This window comes from Halomonas sp. SpR1 (assembly GCF_031010175.1).
Classification (GTDB): Bacteria; Pseudomonadota; Gammaproteobacteria; order Pseudomonadales; family Halomonadaceae; genus Vreelandella.
In genome coordinates this window covers 128,812-150,204 of sequence record NZ_JAUAMB010000010.1, presented here as the reverse complement: position 1 = coordinate 150,204, position 21,393 = coordinate 128,812, and the positions used below count along the sequence as shown (strand labels likewise).

Annotated in this window: 17 protein-coding genes and 1 pseudogene; 10 read left to right on the top strand and 8 right to left on the bottom strand. The window is 55.4% G+C overall.

Annotation, left to right across the window (positions count from 1 at the left end; translation table 11 throughout):
• Positions 1 to 114 precede the first annotated feature (114 nt).
• Complete coding sequence (locus tag QT231_RS09870) at positions 115 to 762, top strand: cytochrome P450 (RefSeq protein ID WP_308336726.1); 648 nt, start codon at positions 115 to 117, stop codon at positions 760 to 762.
• A gap of 150 nt (positions 763 to 912) precedes the next feature.
• On the opposite strand, the gene QT231_RS09865 is transcribed toward QT231_RS09870, so the two are convergent.
• Entirely contained in the window at positions 913 to 1,863 is a 951-nt protein-coding gene (locus QT231_RS09865) for a DUF808 domain-containing protein (protein ID WP_308336725.1), read from the bottom strand.
• A 241-nt stretch (positions 1,864 to 2,104) separates the two neighbouring features.
• Between QT231_RS09865 and QT231_RS09860 the strand changes: the two genes are divergently transcribed.
• Both QT231_RS09860 and QT231_RS09855 read left to right on the top strand, forming a co-directional pair.
• Positions 2,105 to 2,353, top strand: a complete 249-nt coding sequence (locus QT231_RS09860; protein ID WP_308336724.1) for a type II toxin-antitoxin system ParD family antitoxin — start codon at positions 2,105 to 2,107, stop codon at positions 2,351 to 2,353.
• Positions 2,353 to 2,652 carry a type II toxin-antitoxin system RelE/ParE family toxin gene (locus QT231_RS09855; protein ID WP_308336723.1) on the top strand — a complete coding sequence of 100 codons (300 nt, stop codon included), beginning with the start codon at positions 2,353 to 2,355 and terminating at the stop codon, positions 2,650 to 2,652. Before QT231_RS09860 ends, QT231_RS09855 begins: the two co-directional genes overlap by 1 nt.
• Before the next feature lie 37 nt (positions 2,653 to 2,689).
• Here QT231_RS09855 and QT231_RS09850 read toward each other — a convergent pair whose 3' ends face one another.
• The 3 genes from QT231_RS09850 to QT231_RS09840 all read right to left on the bottom strand — a co-directional run bounded on the left by QT231_RS09850 (position 2,690) and on the right by QT231_RS09840 (position 5,496).
• A complete protein-coding gene (locus QT231_RS09850) occupies positions 2,690 to 2,809 on the bottom strand; it encodes a hypothetical protein (RefSeq protein WP_308336722.1) in 120 nt (39 codons plus the stop codon).
• A 174-nt stretch (positions 2,810 to 2,983) separates the two neighbouring features.
• Positions 2,984 to 5,107 (bottom strand): pyrroloquinoline quinone-dependent dehydrogenase, encoded by a 2,124-nt coding sequence (locus QT231_RS09845; protein ID WP_308336721.1) that lies wholly within the window; start codon positions 5,105 to 5,107, stop codon positions 2,984 to 2,986.
• An 11-nt stretch (positions 5,108 to 5,118) separates the two neighbouring features.
• Positions 5,119 to 5,496 carry a glucose dehydrogenase gene (locus QT231_RS09840; RefSeq protein ID WP_308336720.1) on the bottom strand — a complete coding sequence of 126 codons (378 nt, stop codon included), beginning with the start codon at positions 5,494 to 5,496 and terminating at the stop codon, positions 5,119 to 5,121.
• Positions 5,497 to 5,770: 274 nt separating this feature from the next.
• On the opposite strand from QT231_RS09840, the gene QT231_RS09835 reads away from it, so the two are divergent.
• A complete protein-coding gene (locus QT231_RS09835) occupies positions 5,771 to 6,145 on the top strand; it encodes a GFA family protein (protein ID WP_308336719.1) in 375 nt (124 codons plus the stop codon).
• 565 nt (positions 6,146 to 6,710) lie between these two features.
• Positions 6,711 to 6,947, top strand: a pseudogene (locus QT231_RS09830) (MFS transporter); the annotation flags it as partial.
• A 151-nt stretch (positions 6,948 to 7,098) separates the two neighbouring features.
• Here the strand turns inward: QT231_RS09830 and QT231_RS09825 are convergent.
• Positions 7,099 to 12,132 carry an autotransporter domain-containing protein gene (locus QT231_RS09825; RefSeq protein ID WP_308336718.1) on the bottom strand — a complete coding sequence of 1,678 codons (5,034 nt, stop codon included), beginning with the start codon at positions 12,130 to 12,132 and terminating at the stop codon, positions 7,099 to 7,101.
• Between the two features lie 176 nt (positions 12,133 to 12,308).
• On the opposite strand from QT231_RS09825, the gene QT231_RS09820 reads away from it, so the two are divergent.
• Positions 12,309 to 13,910 (top strand): winged helix-turn-helix domain-containing protein, encoded by a 1,602-nt coding sequence (locus QT231_RS09820; protein WP_308336717.1) that lies wholly within the window; start codon positions 12,309 to 12,311, stop codon positions 13,908 to 13,910.
• A 488-nt stretch (positions 13,911 to 14,398) separates the two neighbouring features.
• Here the strand turns inward: QT231_RS09820 and QT231_RS09815 are convergent, their stop codons facing one another.
• Positions 14,399 to 15,391, bottom strand: a complete 993-nt coding sequence (locus tag QT231_RS09815) for a DUF808 domain-containing protein (protein WP_308336716.1) — start codon at positions 15,389 to 15,391, stop codon at positions 14,399 to 14,401.
• Between the two features lie 370 nt (positions 15,392 to 15,761).
• Between QT231_RS09815 and QT231_RS09810 the strand changes: the two genes are divergently transcribed.
• Positions 15,762 to 16,094 (top strand): helix-turn-helix transcriptional regulator, encoded by a 333-nt coding sequence (locus tag QT231_RS09810; protein ID WP_215090401.1) that lies wholly within the window; start codon positions 15,762 to 15,764, stop codon positions 16,092 to 16,094.
• The gene (locus tag QT231_RS09805) at positions 16,081 to 17,400 is read left to right on the top strand and encodes a type II toxin-antitoxin system HipA family toxin (protein ID WP_308336715.1); all 1,320 of its coding nucleotides are present in this window, start codon (positions 16,081 to 16,083) and stop codon (positions 17,398 to 17,400) included. Before QT231_RS09810 ends, QT231_RS09805 begins: the two co-directional genes overlap by 14 nt.
• Before the next feature lie 234 nt (positions 17,401 to 17,634).
• On the opposite strand, the gene QT231_RS09800 is transcribed toward QT231_RS09805, so the two are convergent.
• On the bottom strand, positions 17,635 to 17,970 hold the full coding sequence (locus QT231_RS09800) for a hypothetical protein (protein WP_308336714.1): 336 nt from the start codon (positions 17,968 to 17,970) through the stop codon (positions 17,635 to 17,637).
• 53 nt (positions 17,971 to 18,023) lie between these two features.
• Positions 18,024 to 18,932: a LysR family transcriptional regulator gene (locus tag QT231_RS09795; protein ID WP_308336713.1), complete on the bottom strand. Its 909-nt coding sequence runs from the start codon at positions 18,930 to 18,932 to the stop codon at positions 18,024 to 18,026.
• 99 nt (positions 18,933 to 19,031) lie between these two features.
• Between QT231_RS09795 and QT231_RS09790 the strand changes: the two genes are divergently transcribed.
• Both QT231_RS09790 and cml read left to right on the top strand, forming a co-directional pair.
• Positions 19,032 to 19,874 (top strand): DMT family transporter, encoded by an 843-nt coding sequence (locus QT231_RS09790; protein ID WP_308336712.1) that lies wholly within the window; start codon positions 19,032 to 19,034, stop codon positions 19,872 to 19,874.
• 292 nt (positions 19,875 to 20,166) lie between these two features.
• A complete protein-coding gene (gene cml / locus QT231_RS09785; RefSeq protein ID WP_308336728.1) occupies positions 20,167 to 21,342 on the top strand; it encodes a CmlA/FloR family chloramphenicol efflux MFS transporter in 1,176 nt (391 codons plus the stop codon).
• Positions 21,343 to 21,393 lie beyond the last annotated feature (51 nt).

Genomic DNA, 21,393 nt, shown 5'->3' with positions numbered 1-21,393 from the left:
TACTAGGCTGGCAGCTTCCTGCTTAAATTCAGGCGAAAAAGTACGTCGTTTCTTGGTCATCAGACACCTCGTTTATGGTGGCAATATTACCACCTACGTTGGTGTCCGGTTTTATTGAACCACTACAACACGCCTTTTTATAAGTTTATTTGGCATAAAGACCCTGATGGAAGCTTGCTCGATAAAGAGGTAGTCGCCGTTGAAGTGCTTAATTTATTGCGGCCTATAGTGGCAAATGCCGTATGGATAGCCTTTATAGCCTTGGCGTTACATGATTCCCCGCCAGGTTCCGCGCTTACCAACGAGCAACTTAAAAGCTTTTGCCAGGAAACAAGACGCTTTTATCCATTCTTTCCTTTTACGGTGGCAAAGGTTCGGGAAGATTTTACCTGGCAAGGCTATGAATTTGAAAAAGACACTCTCACGTTGCTGGACTTGTATGGCACGAACCATCACCCGGAGGAGTGGGAGGACCCCGATACATTTATCGGTACCCGCTTTGTAGATAGCAAGCAGCGTCCGTTCAGCTTTATTCCTCAGGGTGGCGGGGACGTTGACACAGGGCATCGCTGTGCAGGTGAGTGGATGACACTTCTTATTCTGCAGGAAACCGTAGATTTTCTAATGAACAAGATTAGCTATCAGTTACCCGAGCAGGATTTGTCTTATAGCCTGACGGAGATCCCCAGCCTACCTAAAAGCCGAATCCGCATGAGGGACGTCCGTTTTAATACATCGGATGGACTTAACCCCGCCACCTAGCTGCTTAGAAAAGAGGATGGAGAGTGTTTATATTGACCAATCTGGTTAATCAAAACACCCTCCATCGACAAACAACATGCGGGCACTGTTTCCAAGATTCTCTTTAGGTTGTGGTGTTCGCGTCTCTTCAGGCAAGCCCAGCATTAGCCCCTATTCGGCATGCGCCTTCTTGGTAGGAATGAAGTGCAGCACACCCACCACAACCGAGCCCACCAGAAAGCCAATCACCGCAGAGCACAGCGTATTGAAGCTCCAGCCCAGCATACCGCCCAAGGCACCGGTCGCCTCGCCAATGCCATGCTCGACATGGTGTACCCAATCATAGGGCGCGTTAAACCAACCCGTACCATCGGCCCCCAGATTGGCCATCAGGATATGCCCACCCACCCAGAGCATGGCGACGGTTCCCACGACCGAGATGGTCGCTAGCACCTTGGGCATGGCTGTCACCAGAGCACGGCCCAGTGTCTGCATTGCCGAGTTATCCCGCTGGGCAAGCGTCAGGCCGATATCATCCATCTTGACCAACAGCGCCACCACGCCATACACAAGAAGTGTGATGACAAACGCGACCACCACCAGGCTCGCCAACTGCGACCAGAATCCCTGATGGGAGACCGTGGCAAGCGCGATCACCATGATTTCGGCGGAAAGAATCAGGTCGGTTCGAACGGCACCACCCACGATCTTTTTCTCGGCTTCCGGGCCCTTTTCTACCGCTGGTTTTTCGTCATCATGCCCTCCGGAGAGCTTATGCCAGACCTTCTCCGCGCCCTCAAAGGCCAGGTAGGCGCCGCCCACCATCAGGATAATTGGCAAGAGAGAGGCCAAAAAGTGATTCAGCAGCAGCGCCACCGGCAGGATAAAAATCAGCTTGTTGCGGATAGACCCCAGCGCGATCTGTTTCACAAGCGACAGTTCACGCTCCGCTGCCACCCCCTGCAAATATTGCGGGGTCACTGCCGTATCATCGACCACCACCCCGGCCGCCTTCGCCGTCGCACGCCCCGCAGCGGCACTCACATCGTCCAATGATGCTGCGGACAACTTCGCCAATGCGGCAATGTCATCCAGTAATCCTATCAAACCGCCTATGGCCATGAGTGCTTCCTCCGTGAATAACAGGTGCAGATAGTAGAGCACAAAGCGGCTGGGTTGCACTCAAAAGGCGTTGAGGTACGCGCCCCCACCTCGCTCAAGAGGTTGAGCAAGCTAGCGCCGGTGAGCTTGGATAGTGAAATGTGATTACACAACAAGGGCAGTCACCTGGGCTGCCCTCTTGCCTTTCTTGTCAGCCCTACCTATATTCATATTTGTTACATTTGAATATAGGAAGTACATCATGGCTACGACCAGCCTTAGCTTGGGGGAGCATTGGGAAGTCTATATCAGAAACGAAGTCGCCAGCGGCCGCTACGGCTCCGCAAGTGAGGTTGTGCGTGATGCGTTACGTGCCATGGAAGAACGCAAAAGCAAACTTGAGGCGCTACGTACTCATCTAGCCCAGGGTGCCGAGCAGGCTAGCGGCGGTGAATTCGTAGAAGATTTCTCAATGGATGCATTAATTAACGACTTGGATAGCGAAACGTAATGCCCAGGTTCCATATCACACCGAGAGCGAGAGACGATTTAAAAGATATCGGCCGCTATACGGAGTGGCAATGGGGCAAGAGCCAACGGAATACCTATCTAAAGGATTTTGAAAAACGGTTTCACTGGCTCGCAGAAAATCCACTGTTAGGAAAACATCGCTCGGATATCAGCGAGGGTTATTTCAGCTACCCTCAAGGCCAGCACGTTATCTTTTACCTGATTGGCCACGGGTGCATTGAGATAATCGGCATTCCTCACAAAGAAATGGATATCGTCTCCTACTTTCTGCCTGATTAACGACCTTCAAGTACCAGGCGCGCCTGCCCAGTAGATGTTACTGATATTTGAGCTGATTGAAGCCGACCTCAGCCCCGAGCCGCTGCAAGTGATCCGCCAAGGCGAGAAACAGTCGTGCTGCCTTGATGCTGGTGCAATGGCGTAGCAGTGCCGTCACGCGCCTTGAGCTCAGTGTTGCCAAATATGCATAAGCGTATCAACTCGCTGTACCGGGGGCCTCGCTCAGGCCTCGCCGGATCTTATCCTGAACGAGCTTTCCCTGCCCGGGCTCAGCGGACTCGATCTCGTATAGTTGAGCCAGTCGAATACTGGCTCAGCCAAGACAGCGATCTTAATTCCCGTCTTCCGGTAGCGCGTAGGCGATTACATAATCGCCTATCGGTGTTTCCATGAAGTGATGCCCGCCGGCCCCGATTACTACGTATTGGCGACCATTCGCCTCATAGGTTATGGGGTTGGCCTGCCCTCCGGCCGGCAGCACATCATTCCAAAGCACTTCGCCAGTCTCGATGTCGATGGCACGAAACAGATCATCGGTGGCGGCAGCGATGAATATCAGTCCGCTGGCCGTGAGTAATGGACCACCGTTGTTGGGTGTGCCGATCTTGAAAGGCATATATGAAGGTATCCCGAAGGGGCCATTCTTGCGTGCCGTGCCCAATGGCTCGTCCCAGAGCGTTTCACCGGTCGCCAGATCAATGGCCCGAATGCCGCCATAGGGAGGCGCGGTACATGGCATGCCGGTAACCGGCGCTCGCCAGCCGGCATTGACGTCGATCGCGTAAGGCGCACCTATTTGTGGATCGCCGGCCCCTTCGGCGGGCCCATCCGCCTCGCTATCGGTGTTGTCACCTCCTGCATAGATGGGACGAAGATTACGTTCCTCGGCTTCTTCCCGCGGGATTAGACGGTTGAAGTTGGGAATGTCATTGTAATTGGCAATGATGATGCCGCGCTCGGCGTCCACCGCTGCGCTGCCCCAGTCATTGCCGCCATTGTATCCGGGGTACTGAATGAAGCGCTGGCCCACGGTCGGCGGAGTGTACATGCCTTTATAGGAGGCTCGGCGGAATTGAATACGACACCACAGCTGGTCGATGGGCGTCATCCCCCACATGTCCTTCTCTTCTAGATTCGGAAAAGCGAGGGAGTGATAGCCTGAACTAGGCTGTGTGGGCGAGAGGTTATCTGGCTCGACCCCGCCGGTAGGCGCCTCGATCTCTTCCACAGGGAATAGCGATTCGCCGGTTTCACGGTTGAGAACATAAATGTCACCCTGCTTGGAGGGCAGAATGATCGCTGGCACCGTGCTGCCGTCATCTCGTGGGAAATCAACCAGGGTCGGTTGCGAACCGAGATCATAGTCCCAGACATCGTAATGGACGGTCTGGAAGTGCCAGACCGGTTCGCCGGTGTTGACGTCGATGGCGACGAGCGAGGTCGAGAATTCGTTTTCTTCCTCGCTGCGGTTCCCGCCCCAGTAGTCGACCGAGGAGTTGCCCATCGGCAGATAGACGTAACCCAACGCCTCATCGGAGGAAGCAGTGGTCCACATGTTGGGCGTGCCGCGGGTATAGGTCTCGCCCTCGGGTGGTAGGCCATCCAAGTTAGGATTGCCCATATCCCACGCCCACTCCAGTTCGCCGGTAACGGCATCGTAGCCACGAATAACGCCGGATGGTGCGTCCTCTGCCTGGCCGTCCTTGACCTGGGCGCCGGTCACCAGGACGCCCTGGACGACGACTGGTGGCGAGGTGACGGAGTACCAACCGGGCACCTTCTCGCCGATGCCTGCCCATAGATCTACCGTACCGTCGTCACCAAACTCCTGACACAGCTCGCCCGTTTGCGCATCGACGGCAATCAATCGGGCGTCCAACGTCCCCTCAATGATGCGAGTTGCGCAGGCCTGGTCATCGGCGGCATCCGGAACTTCGTAATAGGTCACGCCGCGGCAGCTGGCGCTATAGGGAATGGCACCTGGATCGACCTGGGGATCATGGCGCCACTGCTCCTCGCCGGTTCGTGCATCGAGGGAGATCATGACGTTCATGGCCGAGCAGAGATACAGATTGTCGCCAACCTTGAGCGGTGTATTTTCAGGTGCGTATTTGCCCTCTCCCTCTTCTTCCGGCATATCGCCAGTGCGATAGATCCAGGCAACCTCCAATTGGCTGACATTGTCGGGCGTGATTTCATCCAGCGGCGAATGACGTGAGGCACCGCTCTCTCGTCCCCAGGCGGCCCAGTCGCCGGGCGCTGGGGCATCGCTGGGCTGCGGCGTCGCCGAGAAGGTCGGTGTCTGAATCGCCTGACTATCGCCGACATCAGTCTGGGCCTCGCTTGAGGAGGGCCCCTCAGGGATCTCGGTTTCACCTTCGGTATTCTGGGCAACGGCATGTGTCGCCAATGACAGGCTAACGACATAGGCCAGCACTCGCGGTGACGTGAACATGGCAGCGCTCCTCATATAGTGGCTTGTCGACTAGTGGCTTGGCGGCGTTTAAGAGTGGGCAGGAGCGCCAAGACGATGACACCCAGGACGATGTAACCGAATACCCGGGGCAGCAGCTCCCATGGCGACAAGCCAACCTCCCATAAGGCCCAAATCAGCGTGCCTAACAGAACCAAGAAATAGACCCAGACTCCCGTAAGCGAATCCCTGGCCATTAAGCCGCCCGAAATGATCAGCCCCAGACCGGCAATGAGGTAATACCAGGAGCCTCCCAGCGTCACCAGCCAGAGCCCTCCAGCTGCAAGAATCAGGCCGAGGATGACCAGAATGATGGCAAACACGAGCAGAAACCAACCGCCCACACCCCGAGATGCTTTATCAGTAGCCAAACCAGGTACCTCCGTTGTTCGTGGTTTATTGCTATCAAGAGCGCTTGGCAAACCCACTAACAATGCCTTTATAAAATGAAGCGCCGTCTTCCTTAAGACAAGTAGACATTCTCGTCCCTGTAAAGGATCGCTTGACTAATTTATGCGTTGAAGCCTGCCATGTTCGCTTTATGTCAGTTTGCGGATATCAAATACGAACGAGACGGCGGCAAGACAAAACCGTAAGTGCCACCTATTTTGAATTCAGGATGTATGAATGTTCTGGAGATCGGCAATGGAACAACTAACAGGTGGTTGTCTCTGCGGTAAGATCCGAATCGTGGCCAATGGCGAGCCGCTCCGGGTAGGTATTTGCCACTGTATGGATTGTCGCAAGTATCATGGGGCACTTTTCTACGCGGCGGCGGATTACCCCAAACAAGCTGTCATGATCGAAGGCGAACCGCACAGTTATCAGGGGCGCTACTTCTGTTCGGTATGCGGTTCGTCGGTTTTTTCGGTAAGCGAGGAAGAAATCGAAATACACCTGGGTGCCCTTGATTCACCCAATCAACTGAAACCGACGTATGAGCTTTGGAACATTCGCCGCGAACATTGGTTGCCGCCCTTTCCCATCACGGAACGGTACGACCAGGATCGAGAAGATTGAGCGTGTTATTGACACTGAGGTTGGTAGGCCTACCGCTAGCCAAATCAAATCATGAGCCGAGTATCGGTATGCTGAGTCATCTCACTCAGCAAATGTAGGCCAACCTGGTTCAAGGACTGTTTCTTAGGCCAGAAGGCAATCAGGTTCCGGACACGTCGGGGAGATAACGGCAGCGTCACTACGTTAGCCGTTGCTTTATTGCTTAACGCCAAGGTAGGAACCAAGCTAACACCGACATCACCAGCACCCATCTGCAATAGCGTACGGGTGTCGCGTACCCATAAATCCACCAACTCGCAAAGTCAACAAAAATATTTTTTCCACTTTTCGCAACGGTAGCGGGCGGTATCAGCGCTCTAGGGCTTGCGCTCCGCCGCTGATAATGCCATTAGGCCAATTACTGAAGCGCTGACTCATGGGTTCAAAAAAATCAGATCACTAAGCCGCAACAACTTTGCTTTTTCGTTGTTGCGACAGTCTGCTTAAACCAATTTCTTACACGTAGGCCGCCGCCAAATCACCTTGTTTGCGCGGAGGTTTTATCGTGCCTACTCAAAACACTCGGCTGTGGACTTACAGCCTGACGATAGCGCTGGCCCTGCTGGCCTCCTTTAATGTTATCGCGTCTCTCGGCATGGGCATTTATCTGCCGATTGTGCCCGCTATGCCAGCGATTCTCGGGACAACACCCGAAGTAGTTCAGCTAACGCTTACCCTCTACATGATTATGCTTGGCGTAGGTCAGATCATTTTTGGGCTGCTTTCAAACCGTTTTGGTCGGCGCCCGATTCTGATTGGCGGATAATAGCATTCGCAGCAGCCTTAATTAACGCTCGTGATGACCACTCAGTTTGGCTTTTCGTTCTGCTATGACTGATGCAGGCCGCCAGGATCAGTGCGCACTAGAACAATCCAGACTCACCACCAATAGCGGATAGAGGCGAAGCCTGGTATCAGAAACGCCAGCCAATTTGCAGCCGCACCTCCTGCTCATCGAAGTCACTGGCATCGGCATCCCGGTAACGCAAGTTCACGCTACTTTTGTCTGTCAACTGGAACTCGGCACCCAGTTCCAGTTGGACAGCGTCCTCCGTCAGCGGCACGCTCTGGATGGTGAAGCGGCTACCGCCGTCCACAAAGCGATGCTCGCTGCTCAGTTCGGAGTCCAAGAAAGCATGGCGCCAGCCCAGGGAACCAAACAGGTTGACGTTGCCGCCGCCGCTGCCCAAGGCGATGACCGTGCCACCGCGCAGCCCCAGAGTGCTGAAGCCGGTGCGGCTATCGTCGCCGGCGCCTTGCAAAGCAGCACTGCCACCACGTTCCCGGAAGCTGTCATTGTCAATATTGACCAGGGCCAATTCCGCAAAAGGCTGCAACCAGCCACCGGCCAAATCCAGACGATAGCCCAGCTCGGCAAACCCCTGTGTGCTGTGGGCATCCCGGGAAGATAGCAGCCGCTGGCCCAGGGCATCACGCTGCGTTTCCACCTCGTGCCAACTGTAAGTCAGCCCCAGGCTGACACTGACCTGATCCCAATTGTTGCTGGCATAAGCGCCCAGGTGCAGGCTCTGGCTATCAGCACTGGATGCACGGCGGCTGTCTTCAAGGTCGCTGTTACTGCCACCGCCGAACACGCCCAGACGCCAGCCGTTATCCAGGGCCGCATCCACGCCCACCAGCAAACCGTATTCATCACTGCCGAGGGACGCTGCGTTTCCATCGCCCTCCAGATCACGAGTGCTGCCCAGCGCCTCGAACCAGGTACCATTACCCTCGCCTTTCTGCCAGGATACCGTGCGCAGGCGTTGCAGGGCGGCCTGCCGCACCTGGTTGCCGGTTTCCACCAGGTTGGCCCAGGTACTGACATGAATTTCCCCGGAAAGGCTATCCATGGCAGCAAAGGCCTGTTCTTCACTCATATTGAGGATGCGGTCATACACCTCATGACCGGCGCCAAGAGTGAAAGACGCTCCAGCCGTGGCCGATTGGTTCGGGGTCATTCCTTCCAGCACGAAGGACTGGATGGGCTGAGGTTCTGGCTCCGGTTCTGGCTCCGGTTCTGGTTCTGGCTCCGGCTCTGGCTCCGGTTCTGGTTCTGGCTCCGGTTCTGGCCCTGGCTCCGGTTCTGGCCCTGGCTCCGGTTCTGGCCCTGGCTCCGGTTCTGGCCCTGGCTCCGGTTCTGGCCCTGGCTCCGGTTCTGGCCCTGGCTCCGGTTCTGGCTCCGGTTCTGGCTCCGGTTCTGGCTCCGGTTCTGGCTCCGGTTCTGGCTCCGGTTCTGGCTCCGGTTCTGGCTCCGGTTCTGGCTCCGGTTCTGGCTCCGGTTCTGGCTCCGGTTCTGGCCCTGGCTCCGGTTCTGGTTCCGGTTCTGGTTCCGGTTCCGGTTCTGGTTCCGGTTCTGGTTCCGGTTCTGGTTCCGGTTCTGGTTCCGGTTCTGGTTCCGGTTCCGGTTCTGGTTCCGGTTCTGGTTCCGGTTCTGGTTCCGGTTCTGGTTCCGGTTCCGGTTCCGGTTCCGGTTCCGCCGCCAAGGTACTGGTCACCGTCAGATCATTGTTGTTCTGTGCCAGAATGAAGTCCAGGTACGCGTAGTCACTCTCCAGAGCGTTATTCAGTGCCTGCACATCTTCGACTGTCAGGCTGTCGGCCTGCACGATGGTGTATATGGTGTCGTCTGCGTAATTTGTGCCACTGCCGCCTTCCGGCGTCAGATGCACGATGGCGCCATTTTCGATCAGGGCATCTCCTCTGACCAACACCAGGTCGTTATTGACGCCAGCGACATTGCCACCATCGTTCATTTCCGCCAGTAAGGTGCCACCTGAAGCCAGCGTCCAGTCGCCATCCACGGTCAGCGTGCCGATGGAATTTCCGGGCGACATCGTGCCGCCGGTTTCGATCTCTGTTGAACCAATGCGCCCCGTACCTCCGATGGCCGCACCGTCAAGCACCACAAGGCGATCCGCAAGGAAGACGCCGTCCTGAAAAATGCTCAGTTCCCCGTTCTCCACCCACGCATTTCCACTGAAGCCACTCTGGTCAAACAGCATGGTCGTACCCGCCCCGGAGAAGGTGAGATCTCCCGATCCCTCGATCGAGCCGCTGATCGTCATGAATCCACCATCCGTGCTCTCCAGAACACCACCGCCCGCGCCGATCATCACGGTGCGATCGAGACTCTGTAGGCGCCAGCCCCGGAAAACACCGCCATCCAGTATGAGCGGTACGTTCTCATTCCCCAGTGCGGCATTCCGCGCCATCAACGTACCGCTCACGACGCGCCATGGAACAACATCTGCGGGATCCTGCCGAGTGCCCTCTAGCGACCAGTTCCCTGTGGTATCGACGACATACCGACTGAAACCTTCCACAATCGAAACATTGAAGGTGCTGTCACCTTCTCCGCCCAGTTGCAGGGTATCGCCATCGCTATCCGCGTTGCTGACAACCCGCCCGTCGAATTCGAAACCTTCTTCCAGAATCAGCGTGTTGTCGTCGCCGCTCAGATGTACGGCATCCGCTCGAATTCCTCGGGCTGATATCCCTCCGGCAATACGTCCGGCATTGGTGATGACGGCGCCACCGCCCTCCACAAGCACACCATAGCCACCGGAAAAAACACCGTCCCCCCCCTGGATTATTCCTTGGTTATGCAGTGACAGATCGACCAGATCCAGGCTGGAAACGCCGTGTCCACCAGCTGTAACGCCAGTTCCGCCGTGAATTTCACCGTCGGCCTGGTTCTCAAGGTCAAGTTCGCCGGTGAACCACAGGATAGGAGCCCCGACGATGCCCGCACCACCGGTTTCGCCATCCCCCCCTTCAATCCACCCACGATTGTCAACAGCAAGATCCATACCAGTCGCAGCAGCACCGCCATTTCCAGACAAGCCGCCTAGAGAGCCTGTGCCCGCGGCACCACCATCTCCACCAACGATTTCGCCTACATTGACCACGGCAACAGGGCCGACCCCGAATATGGCGGTACCGCCAGCACCACCGTTGCCACCCGCATCAGACCCGTTTCCTCCAGTACCATCGTGGCCTCCACCGTCACCACCGTGACCGCCACGAACCTGGCCCGCAATGTTCTCGATCAGGCCAGACTCTTCTACCAAAATGCCAACTCCGCCGTCGCCACCATTGCGATGCGACAAGGAGCCGCTGGATCGCCCTCCGTTGCCGCCGTTACCGCCGCGAATTGTCCCGGCATCCCCCTCCTCGCCATTCCGGAGCTGACCGTCTGCAAACCACAGGGCAATACCACCGGTTCCGCCCGCGCCCCCTTCGGCGTGGGCGTCACCAGAGGCGCCTACAGAACCTGCACTTCCTGATGAAGGTCTATCGCCTACCAGCCCAATGCGGACGTGGCCATCGGCCTCCCGAACGCCACCATCACCCGCGGCCCCGGCGCCACCGCCTGCACCGGCGCTTCCGCCTGCGCCGGCAGAACCTGCGGCATGACCGCCATTGCCGCCATTTCCAGCAATGACGGAACCGAGGTTTGCAGTATTTAGACTGCCAGCCATCACCGCGTGACCGCCCTGTCCGCCATCTTCACCGTGCCCTGCATTTCCACCATTGCCGCCATCGCCACCACTCCCGCCATGCCCGCCAAACGACCCATGTCCAGGCAGACCTCCGACAGTATCTGGTTTGCCTGGCCCTGTGGCACCTCCATTACCGCCTTTGCCACCATCGCCTCCAGCGCCGCCAGCTCCTCCTGAGCCACCATCTCCTCCTGAGCCACCATACCCGCCTGAACCACCTTGAATCCTCCCGTGGTTCTCCAAATTTACTTGGAAGTCATGGCCATTACCTTGAAGTTCGAGGGCAATTCCGCCCTCTCCACCGGCACCGCCGTTGCCTCCGTCGCCGCCATCGCCTCCGTCGCCACCGGCACCACCGGTGCCGCCCTGGCCGCCATCGCCACCTCCTCCTCCCATACCGGGCTCACCACATAGGAAGAGGCAACCAGGATCGCGGGTGTAACCCTCCCCCCCTCTCCCCCCTCCACCCCCAATACCTCCTGACGCTGCTTGCAGGGTGTCCCCACCACCTCCACCGGCACCGCCATTGCCACCATTGCCACCATTGCCGGCCTTGATGATGGCCCCGGTTTCATTCTCAATCACAAACGGTTCTGCATCGGAAAAGGAGGCACTGGCCGATACACGGATCCCACCTCCTCCAGCATATCCCTCCTTGCCCGCCAAGCCATCAGCGCCGTTTCCGGCTTTTTCGCCAGCAGCACCTCGCCCACCAAAGCCGCCCCTGCCTCCGGGGCCACCGCTGTCTTCACTACTAGGGCCTTTGCGCCCTGTGCCGCCTTCTCCTCCAGTTCCTCCATTTTCCGACCGCCACAGTCCCAATTCGCCGTCAACAGTGACCCACGCTTGGTGGTCTCCCAATCCGCCTCGCCCGCCATCCGCGCCAGACAATCCATCGGCGCCATCCAAACCAAGCACCTTGGCTGGATCTATTACGAGAGAACCACTACGTTCTTCCCCACGAACCCGGATGCTTGAATACACGCTCGTTTCGATATCAATATTCGGGCTGTCGGCAGGGTTAACAATGCCTCCCAAAAAACCTCCATCTTCATACTCACCGTACTCACCAGGGGCACCATCCGCTGCGGCCCCAAAAGGACTGGTGCCTGGCTCGCCTCTTCCTCCGTCCTCCCCAGTACCTCCGTTTTCCCCTGAACCAGCCGCACTCCGGGGTGAAGTTATGATAAGGTCATAATTCGAGCCGTCAGTTCCAGGAGTCGGGCTCCCGGGCTCTGGAGGGTTGCTAATCACAATCATGCCCCCTGGGATCTCCAGGGTTTCCGCCTGCACCGAGCCAGCTACCAACGTCAGCGAAAGAAGGATCATTGAGCCCCCGAATACCGATACACAGGAAGACTTGCCACGCGTTTTTGCCGATTCCGGGACGACCTGCCACAAACCTAAGGTTTGATTGAAAACAGTGCGATAGACGTGGTTCATGCTGAATGCTCCCTGTATGATATGTTGCTTTTTTGGTCGGCTTCGGCCATTCAGAACACAAACGTATCAAAACAATCTCGCACCAATATTTGATTGTGCCCGATCTAGCCTTTAAGGCTGATCGGCGCCGGGTTATATTGCATATTCGGATAAAGTCAGGGAGGCAGCGGCCAGAAATGATGGTGCGTTATAACGATCTGCTTTTTCAGCCGGACATGCTCAGCGCAGAGCACGAGGATGGCCAAACCATCCGCTTCACGCGACAGGAACGCGCCTTGCTGTTGCGGTTGGTAAAGAAACCTCGCACGCTGGTCACTCGCGCGCAATTACTTGAAAGTTTGGGCGATAACGATGGCACTTTAACCGATCGTCATATCGATTATCTTATTAACAGGCTGCGCAAAAGACTGGGCGATAATGCCCGTACCCCGCGTTTTATCATCACCCAATATGGCGAAGGTTATTACTGGATCGCCGATCCGGTCAGCAACGAACCGCTTTCGGGCTTTATGCTGATCGGGCCGGTTTTCGGCCTGGAGGATTTACAGACTCTGGCCGGTAACTTTCCCGGTCAGCTCAAGGATGGTCTGGATAAGATTGTGGGCGAGGATCGCAATATTTTGTCCTTCCCTCACTACCGAGCTTCTGCCGGGGGTGAGAATTCGTTCAATTACACGCTGGAAATCAGCGCCTATGCGGAACAAGACACACTGCATCTGGCGCTTGTCTTGCGCGAAGGGCGCACCTCACAAGCGATCACGCATTTTCGCCGCTGCTGGAAACCGCAACAGGATTCCGGCGAGCCCACGACCCTGGCCCGCGCCATCACCGACGCACTGTGGCACCACGAGGCCTTTTCGGGAAGTTCAGAGACCAACCCCACTGATAGGCCTATGCATCTGCGCATGCATGATGCCGCCATGATGCTGATCGACGATACAGTGAGTTGGCAGGAAAACGCCAAACGGCTGCAGTCTGCTTTTGAGGAGGACAGGACTAATCCCCAGAGTGCCATCATGCTCGCACTCAACCATTATACAAGGCTGCTGCAGAGCCTTGGGGAAACGCCCCCGCTTTCCAGTGCCAATTGGGCGATGCTAGAAGACGAGATCGAATCGCTTGTGTTCAGAGCTTTGCCCGGTGCTCATAACGATCCGCATCTACTGCTGGCCATCGCCAAGCTGCTGCGCTTTATCGACAGGGGCTTTCTCGATCTTACCGCAAAGCTGACTGACGAAGCCTTTATCCAAAGTAGCGCCTTTGCCGCCAGTTTTTCCATGAAAGCCCAGATTGCCGCCAGCCGAGGCGAGATTGAGGAAGCAGGAGCACTTTACGACAAGGCCATTGAACTGGCCGAGCCTGGCTCGCAATTCCATATTTATCTGGTGATCCTGAAAGCCGTTGCCATGGTGGCAGGTAACAAACGCAGCGTTGTCGAGCAACTCGCCGTGCAGCTTTATGATCTTGTGCCAGAAGGGCAAGACAAGTGGGGCCTGTTTCTTGTCTCAGCCAAGGCCAAAAACCTTGTTCCAGCTCAGGAACAAGCGCTTGCCGCCATGCCACCGGCTTTTGGTCAGCACCTGACCGGTTACCTTTACCGGATATCGGCACGCCAGTTCACCCGCCCCGCTCACCAGCGCAATATCCTCAAGGGCATTGTGACCCACCTTCTGAGGATCCATGGCCCAGACGCCATTGCACCAGAGGTGCGGGAGATGTTTCCAAGGATGATGAGAAGGGCAGATGATGCGCGATCAGCTTCGCAGTATTCCTGGTAGTCGGCGCCCAAATAATGACCTAAGCATCGTCACCCGGCTTCGACCCACTACTCCCTAAGCCATTCTGGCAATTTGTTTAAGAATAGAAACAAAATCAGTAACTTTATAATACTGATAACTACCAGCAAGCCAACTCATAAGACAAGATACCAGTATTGGCACCCTGTTGAGCTACGATCATCTTCGTCAGTAGGGAACGTTGATGTAATAGATTAGCTAACGATGGAGTGAATAATGGAAAGAACAGCAGTATATAAAGGGCTCTGCTTTTTTCTGGCGCTACCCTCCCTTTTCCCTGGTATTCTGCATGCTCAGAAGCTAGGTATCAGGCCAATTTAAACACCCGAGATCGAGCTGATAACGAACAAGATTTTTCCAGCCTGCCGGAAGATGTTCGGCTAATTCGCGAGAATCAACGGCTCCTGTCTCTACAGGGAAATGCGGAAATGCAGACCATAGAAGCACCGGGTGTTGTCGCGTACAATAATTCACGGGCGTTTCGACGTCTGATACGCACTGCGCTGCTCGCCCCTATTCGGAACACGCCTTCTTAGTGGGGATGAAGCGCTACACACCCACCACAACCGAGCCCACCAAAAGCCAATCACTGCAGAGCACAGCGTATTGAAGCTCCAGCCCAGCATACCGCCCAAGGCGCCGGTCGCCTCGCCAATGCCATGCTCGACATGGTGTACCCAATCATAGGGCGCGTTAAACCAACCCGTGCCATCGGCACCCAGATTGGCCATCAGGATATGCCCACCTACCCAGAGCATAGCGACGGTTCCCACGACCGAGATGGTCGCTAGCACCTTGGGCATGGCCGTCACCAGGGCACGGCCCAGTGTCTGCATTGCCGAATTCTCCCGCTGGGCGAGCTTCAAGCCGATATCATCCATCTTGACCAACAGCACCACCACCCCATACACAAGAAGTGTGATGACAAACGCGACCACCACCAGGCTCGCCAACTGCGACCAGAACCCTTGATGGGAGACCGTGGCAAGCGCGATCACCATGATTTCGGCGGAAAGAATCAGGTCGGTTCGAACAGCTCCACTCACTATCTTTTTCTCGGCTTCCGGGCCCTTTTCTACCGCTGGTTTTTCGTCATCATGCTCGCCGGAGAGCTTATGCCAGACTTTCTCCGCGCCCTCAAAGGCCAGGTAGGTGCCGCCCACCATCAATATGATCGGCAAGAGAGAGGCCAAAAAGTGATTCAGCAGCAGCGCCACCGGCAGGATAAAAATCAGCTTGTTGCGGATTGACCCCAGCGCGATCTGTTTCACAATCGCCAGTTCGCGCTCCGCTGTCACCCCCTGCAAATATTGCGGCGTCACCGCCGTATCATCCACCACCACCCCGGCCGCCTTCGCCGTCGTACGCCCCGCAGCGGCACTGACATCGTCCAATGATGCTGCGGACAACTTCGCCAATGCGGCAATGTCATCCAGTAATCCTATTAAGCCACCTATGGCCATGAGTGCTTCCTCCGTGAATAACAGGTGCAGATAGTAACGCACATAGCGACTGGGTAAGAGCACCAATAAGAGTAGGTACCGGGCACGACAGCTCAGCGATATTGCTTTGATATTGGAAACTATCGATATGCTCTAGAAGCATTGTGATGGTAGGTAAGACTCCAACCGATAAAGTGCAGGTAAGGTTATGAATACGTCTTTTCAGCTCAATCTCGACCATAAGCATAAGCATTTAAAGTGCCCGATGGGTTCTTTAAGGATTATAAATGTTCTATCAGCTTGTCACATTACCAAAACTCGCTCATAGTGAGTAATTTAAAGCTCACAAAGCTCCTTATGGGTCTTAAAATACTCAAAAAATGGTGCAGGAATGAAACGGGCACGCAGCTACTCTCGCGTCACAAAACAGGCGCTCTCGATCCTCGGCAAGTTGATCAAGGCTGGCCGTTTGGAGCGCAAACTTACGGCTACCGAACTGTCGGAACGCGCAGGCATCACCCGAAGAACCCTCCGCAATATCGAAAATGGCGAAGCCGGTTCTGAGATCGGCACCGTCTTCGAGGTTGCCGCACTCGTCGGCGTCCGTTTGTTCGATGTTGACGAACGGACACTCGCGATGAACAACGCCCATCTAGAAGAAAAACTAACGCTGCTACCTAAGAGCGTCCGCCATAGTAAGCAGGAGGTCGATGATGATTTCTAAGCTTACTGACCACAAAGAGGCCTATGTCTGGATTTGGCTGCCTGGAGAAACGCACCCCGTCGTGGCCGGCCGCATCACACAGAACGGGAACAACTATGGCTTCAACTATGGCGCCAGCTATTTGGAGCGTGATGCCGCGATACCCATCTATGACTCAGAGCTTCCGCTCCGCCGCGGCCTGATCGAACCGGCCGCTGGCTTGGCAATGGCCAGTTGCCTTCGTGATGGCTCGCCAGATGCTTGGGGCCGCAGGGTTATCATCAACCGTCTGATGGGTGCCAAGGCAACCGAGACCGAAACCAGCGATATTAACGAACTCACCTACTTGCTTGAGTCGGGATCGGATCGAATCGGTGCACTCGATTTTCAGCATTCCGCCACGGAATACGTTCCCCGCCTCAAAGCAGAAGCATCCTATGAGGAATTGCTGGAAGCAGCCGAACGGATCGAGCAAGGCGCCCCACTGACGCCCGCGCTCGATCAGGCGTTGAACCACGGCACATCGATCGGCGGCGCCCGCCCCAAAGCCCTGATCGATAACGGCGAACACAAAACAATCGCCAAGTTCTCTTCAAGCACGGACATTTACAGCGTCGTGAAGGCGGAATTTATCGCCATGAAGCTCGCGGCTTTGTGTAACCTCAATGTTGCCCCTGTCTCGATGATCGCGGCTGCTGGCAAAGACGTGCTGCTCATAGAACGCTTTGACCGCCTCAAATCAGAGGCTGGCTGGCAGCGCAGAGCAATGGTGTCGGCTCTGACGATGCTTGGCCTTGACGAAATGATGGCGCGCTATGCGTCTTATGAAGAGCTTGCCGAGATCATCCGTCACCGCTTCACCAAGCCAAAGGAAACGCTGAAAGAGCTGTACGGACGGATCGTTTTTAATATCCTATGCGGCAATACGGACGACCATGCTCGCAACCATGCCGCATTCTGGGACGGCGAGATGCTTACCTTGACCCCTGCCTATGATATCTGCCCACAAGGGAGAACCGGCAACGAGGCGACACAGGCAATGCTGATCAAGGGTGAAAACCGTATGAGCACGCTGCATAGCTGTCTCATGGCCGCGCCTGATTTCTTGCTCAATGAAAAAGAAGCCAAGAGCATCATTGAGAACCAACTCGCAACGATTGCCAGTGAATGGAAGGAGCTCTGCGAGGAAGTCAAGCTGACAGAGACCGACCGGAAGCTCTTTGTCGGTCGGCAGTTTTTGAACAGCTATTGCATTGAAGGCCTGAGGGCCGAACATAGCGCGCTACGTGAAGGCTTTGAGTCTGCGCGGGCGCAGTTGCTCGGTTAAAAAGGCGGCAGTTGCGCTGTTCCCAAATATACATAAGCCGCTCCGTACTCACCTAGCCCAAGGCACAGAACAAACTAGAGCCGTTAAGTTCATGGACGATTTTTCCATGGATGCCTTAATCAAAGATTTGGATAGTAAAACGTAATGCCACAGAAAGAGCAGTCATTTGAACTGCCCTTTCCTTCCTATGCGCTATCCGCGAAACCGGATAAGTAGTAAAAGCTTGAACAGCGCTTACCTTTCGAGGCGCAGGTTATCCACTTCATCTAGTGCCAGACCAGTAGCTTCAGCAATTTGCTCGTCACTAAGCACCCCCAGCTTGAGCAGATTACGGGCTGTTTTCTCAATACCCAGCTTCTCGCCTTTCTCAATACCTAGCTTCTCGCCTTCCTGGTGTTCTTGCTGTGCCCAGTTTTCCAAATTTTCTGCCAACATGTCTTTATCCTCCACCAAACTGTTGAGCTGATTGAGGTCGACCTCAGCCCCGAGCCGCTGCAGGTGGCGTTTAAGCCAGCGGGTAATAATCTTGTCGATACGCTCTTTGTGAGGATCGGCCTGAATAACTGCCACAATTCTATCCACGATCCACGGCTTATACTTTCACACAATGTCATGAAGAACCGTTAAGCTTTGCACTCACTCAATAATTGCTGACCAACTTGATTAAGCGGCTGCCGTTTAGGCCAAAAGGCAATCAGGTTGCGATCGCGCCTCGGTGATAATGGCCGCGTCACCACGCCGGCCGTTTGCTTATTATTTAATGCCAACATTGGTACCAAGCTAACCCCCACATCGCCGGCAACCATCTGCAATAACGTCCGCGTATCGCGCACCCAAAAATCGACCTGGAAGGTATCAACCTCCTCCAACGAGTGAGCAAATATCTGCTGGATCAGCGCCTCACAACCGCCTGACGACATAATAAGCGGGTGCTCCGCTAACTCCGCCACCGTCTCGCTAGTTTGTTTGCTGAGTGGATGGCTTGCGGGCAGCACGGCAACAATCTCATCCTTCTTTAATAGTTGCCAATCAAAGTGCTCACGCCAATAGGTAAGATTAAGCTGGGTCACATCGGTTGTGATGCCCATATTGATCACGCCGCTTTCCACCCACTCCTTTATCTCTTCTTCCATCCCTTCCAGTACAAGGCTAATGGCTTCTGGGTAGCGGCTCGTAAAGTTCGCAAGCAGGGGCGACAACCAGCCAGATAACGCGCTAGGGATAACGCCTATTTTCAGCGCTTCATCCGCCTCGTTATGAAACTGCCCCACCTGCTGGCTTAGTACCTGAAGCTCACCCATAACCTTCCTGGCGCTAGTAAGCACTAACTCTCCTAACGCGGTGGGTATCAGCCCTTCTGGGCTTTTTATGATCAGCGGGCCGCCTGCCAGCTTCTCCAGTGCCTGCATGGAATGACTCACGCCCGACTGGCTAACACCAAGGCGCGCCGCCGCACGGGTATAAGACTGCGCTTCCGTCACGGCAAGCAGCGCGCGAAGCTGGGCAATGGAGATATCCGCCCCTCTGATCATCACAACTCCTCATGGCGACCATGACCTAATCGAGTTTCCAGCGGCATGTTAGCGGCTTCTATGCTGGCCCTTCCCTTATCATCAAGACCAGGAGCCCGCATGTCTATCGCCCTTGCGCTAAGCGCCATGGTGCTGCTCGGCAGTACACACTTTATCAATGGTTTGCTCGCCCGTTTTTACCCGCCGCTCAATATTGCGTTTTACACCCATCTGGGCGGCGCGCTTGTCGGTTTTGCAGGCGCTCTGCTCTTTTCCACCTGGGAGCCAAACGTGTGGATATGGGGCATGCTGTCGGGCATCGGCTCCGCTCTTGGAGCCTGGCTGCTTTATCAAGGGTTAGCGCGAGCGCCCTTCGCCATCGTGGTGCCGGTTAGCGCTGTCGCGATGGTCACCATCGCACTTGGACTCTCACTGGCTTTCCTTGGAGAGCGACCCAACGCGCAGGTATGGCTAGGCGTGATTATCGCCCTGCCCGCTATCTGGTTAACGGCGGGCGGGGGTAAACCGAACAAAGCGCGGATGAATAGCAGCACCAGAGCGGGCCTGCTATTGGGTTTAGGCGCAGGCTTAGGGTTTGCCTTGCAGCTCCACTTCCTTGGCCAAGTGCCCAACCACGCTGCTTTTTACGGCATCGCACTCTGCATGCTAGGCGGCGCCGTATGTTGCCTGCCCTTTTATCAACGCGCTCCCCCAGCACGAAAGCGCTTTCCATTGCTGGCAACCGCAGCGGGCGGCACCAGTGCATGGGGGCTTACGCTGTATGCACTTTCTCGGGAAGGCCAGCTTGCCATCATCAGCATCGTGATTGTGTCGATGTACCCACTGATACCGGTCGTATTTGGCTCGCTGGTGCGTAGGGAGAGGATTAGCAGCATCCGTGTGGTGGGGATAGTGCTGTCAATTTTAGCGACGATGCTGATTGTAGCGGGGAGTGGAAAATAGCTTGTTACTGGCGAAATATTAAGGCTTACACCATGAGCCGGTCTCGGAGGCTATGCCCTCTAAAACATTGCCATGGGATTGCACTCACCCCTCTGCCTGATAGGCTATTAAAGCCATTAGGCTAATGACTGAAGCGCAGACCCATGGGTTCAAAAAAATCAGACCACTAAGCCGCAACAACATTGCTTTCTCGTTGTTGCGGCAGCCTGCTTAAACCACTTCCTTAAAGGTAGGCCGCCGCCAAATAATCTTATTTGCGCGGAGATTCATCGTGTCTACTAGAAAATTTCGACTGTGGACTTACAGCCTTCCGGTAGCGCTGGTACTGCTGGCTCCCTTTAATATTCTCGCGTCGCTCGGTATGGATATTTATCTGCCGATTGTGCCCGCGATGCCGGAAATTCTCGGAACGACGCCCGAGATCGTGCAGCTAACCCTTACCCTCTACATGATTATGCTTGGCGTAGGTCAAATCATCTTTGGGCCGCTTTCAGACCGTTTTGGTCGGCGTCCGATTCTGATTGGCGGGGTATTAGTATTCGCTTCAACTTCATTGGCACTCGCGATGACCACTTCAGCCTGGCTTTTCGTTTTGCTACGGCTGGTGCAAGCAACCGGGGCAGCCGCGATGTTGGTAGCAGTCTTCGCAACAGTGCGCGACGTTTATGCGGATACTCCCGAGAGCGCGGTTATTTATAGCCTAATGAACGCGATGTTGGCTTGCGTGCCCGCACTAGGCCCCATTGCAGGGGCCTTAATTGCGAGGTATTTCGGCTGGGAAGCAATATTCCTTGCACTGTGTATCTCAGCACTCATTGCAATGCCATTCATATTACCGAAATGGCATGAGACCAGAAGAACCAGAACACAAGCTAGTGGAGCAAGCTTTGGTATCGTACTCAGGAGCCCTTACTTCTGGATCTATACGCTGGCCTTCGGCACTGCAATGGGCTCGTTCTTTGTGTTCTTTTCTACCGCCCCGCGGGTACTCATTGAAGGGGCTGGCTTTTCTGAACTGGGTTTCAGCTATGCCTTTGCTACGGTAGCTATCATGATGATTGCAACAACGCGCTTCGCCAAACGCTTTGTGGCTCGCTGGGGGATCCCCGGCTGTGTTACTCGTGGCATGCTACTACTACTTTTAAGCGCGAGTTTACTTGGGCTGGGCGAAATCTTCCTGACTCCCAGTTTCTGGTCTTTCATTCTACCAATGTGGCTAGTTGCGACCGGTATTGTGTTAACAACTTCCGTTACCGCCAATGGTGCACTTCAGGAATTCAGTGAGATGGCAGGCACTGCAGTCGCCCTGCACTTCTGCATTCAAAGTCTTATCGTCGGGATAATAGGAACGGGCGCGGTGATATCGCTGAATGGCGGAACTGCTTGGCCTCTTATCGCTTATACAGGCGGCATGGCGGCAATTACGTTGGCTGCGCTTGTAGGATTAACGCGGGATAAACAGAGGTAGTTTGTTCTCTCTTACTCAGTGGCGATTAGACCCTTAATGGCAGCAATCGCC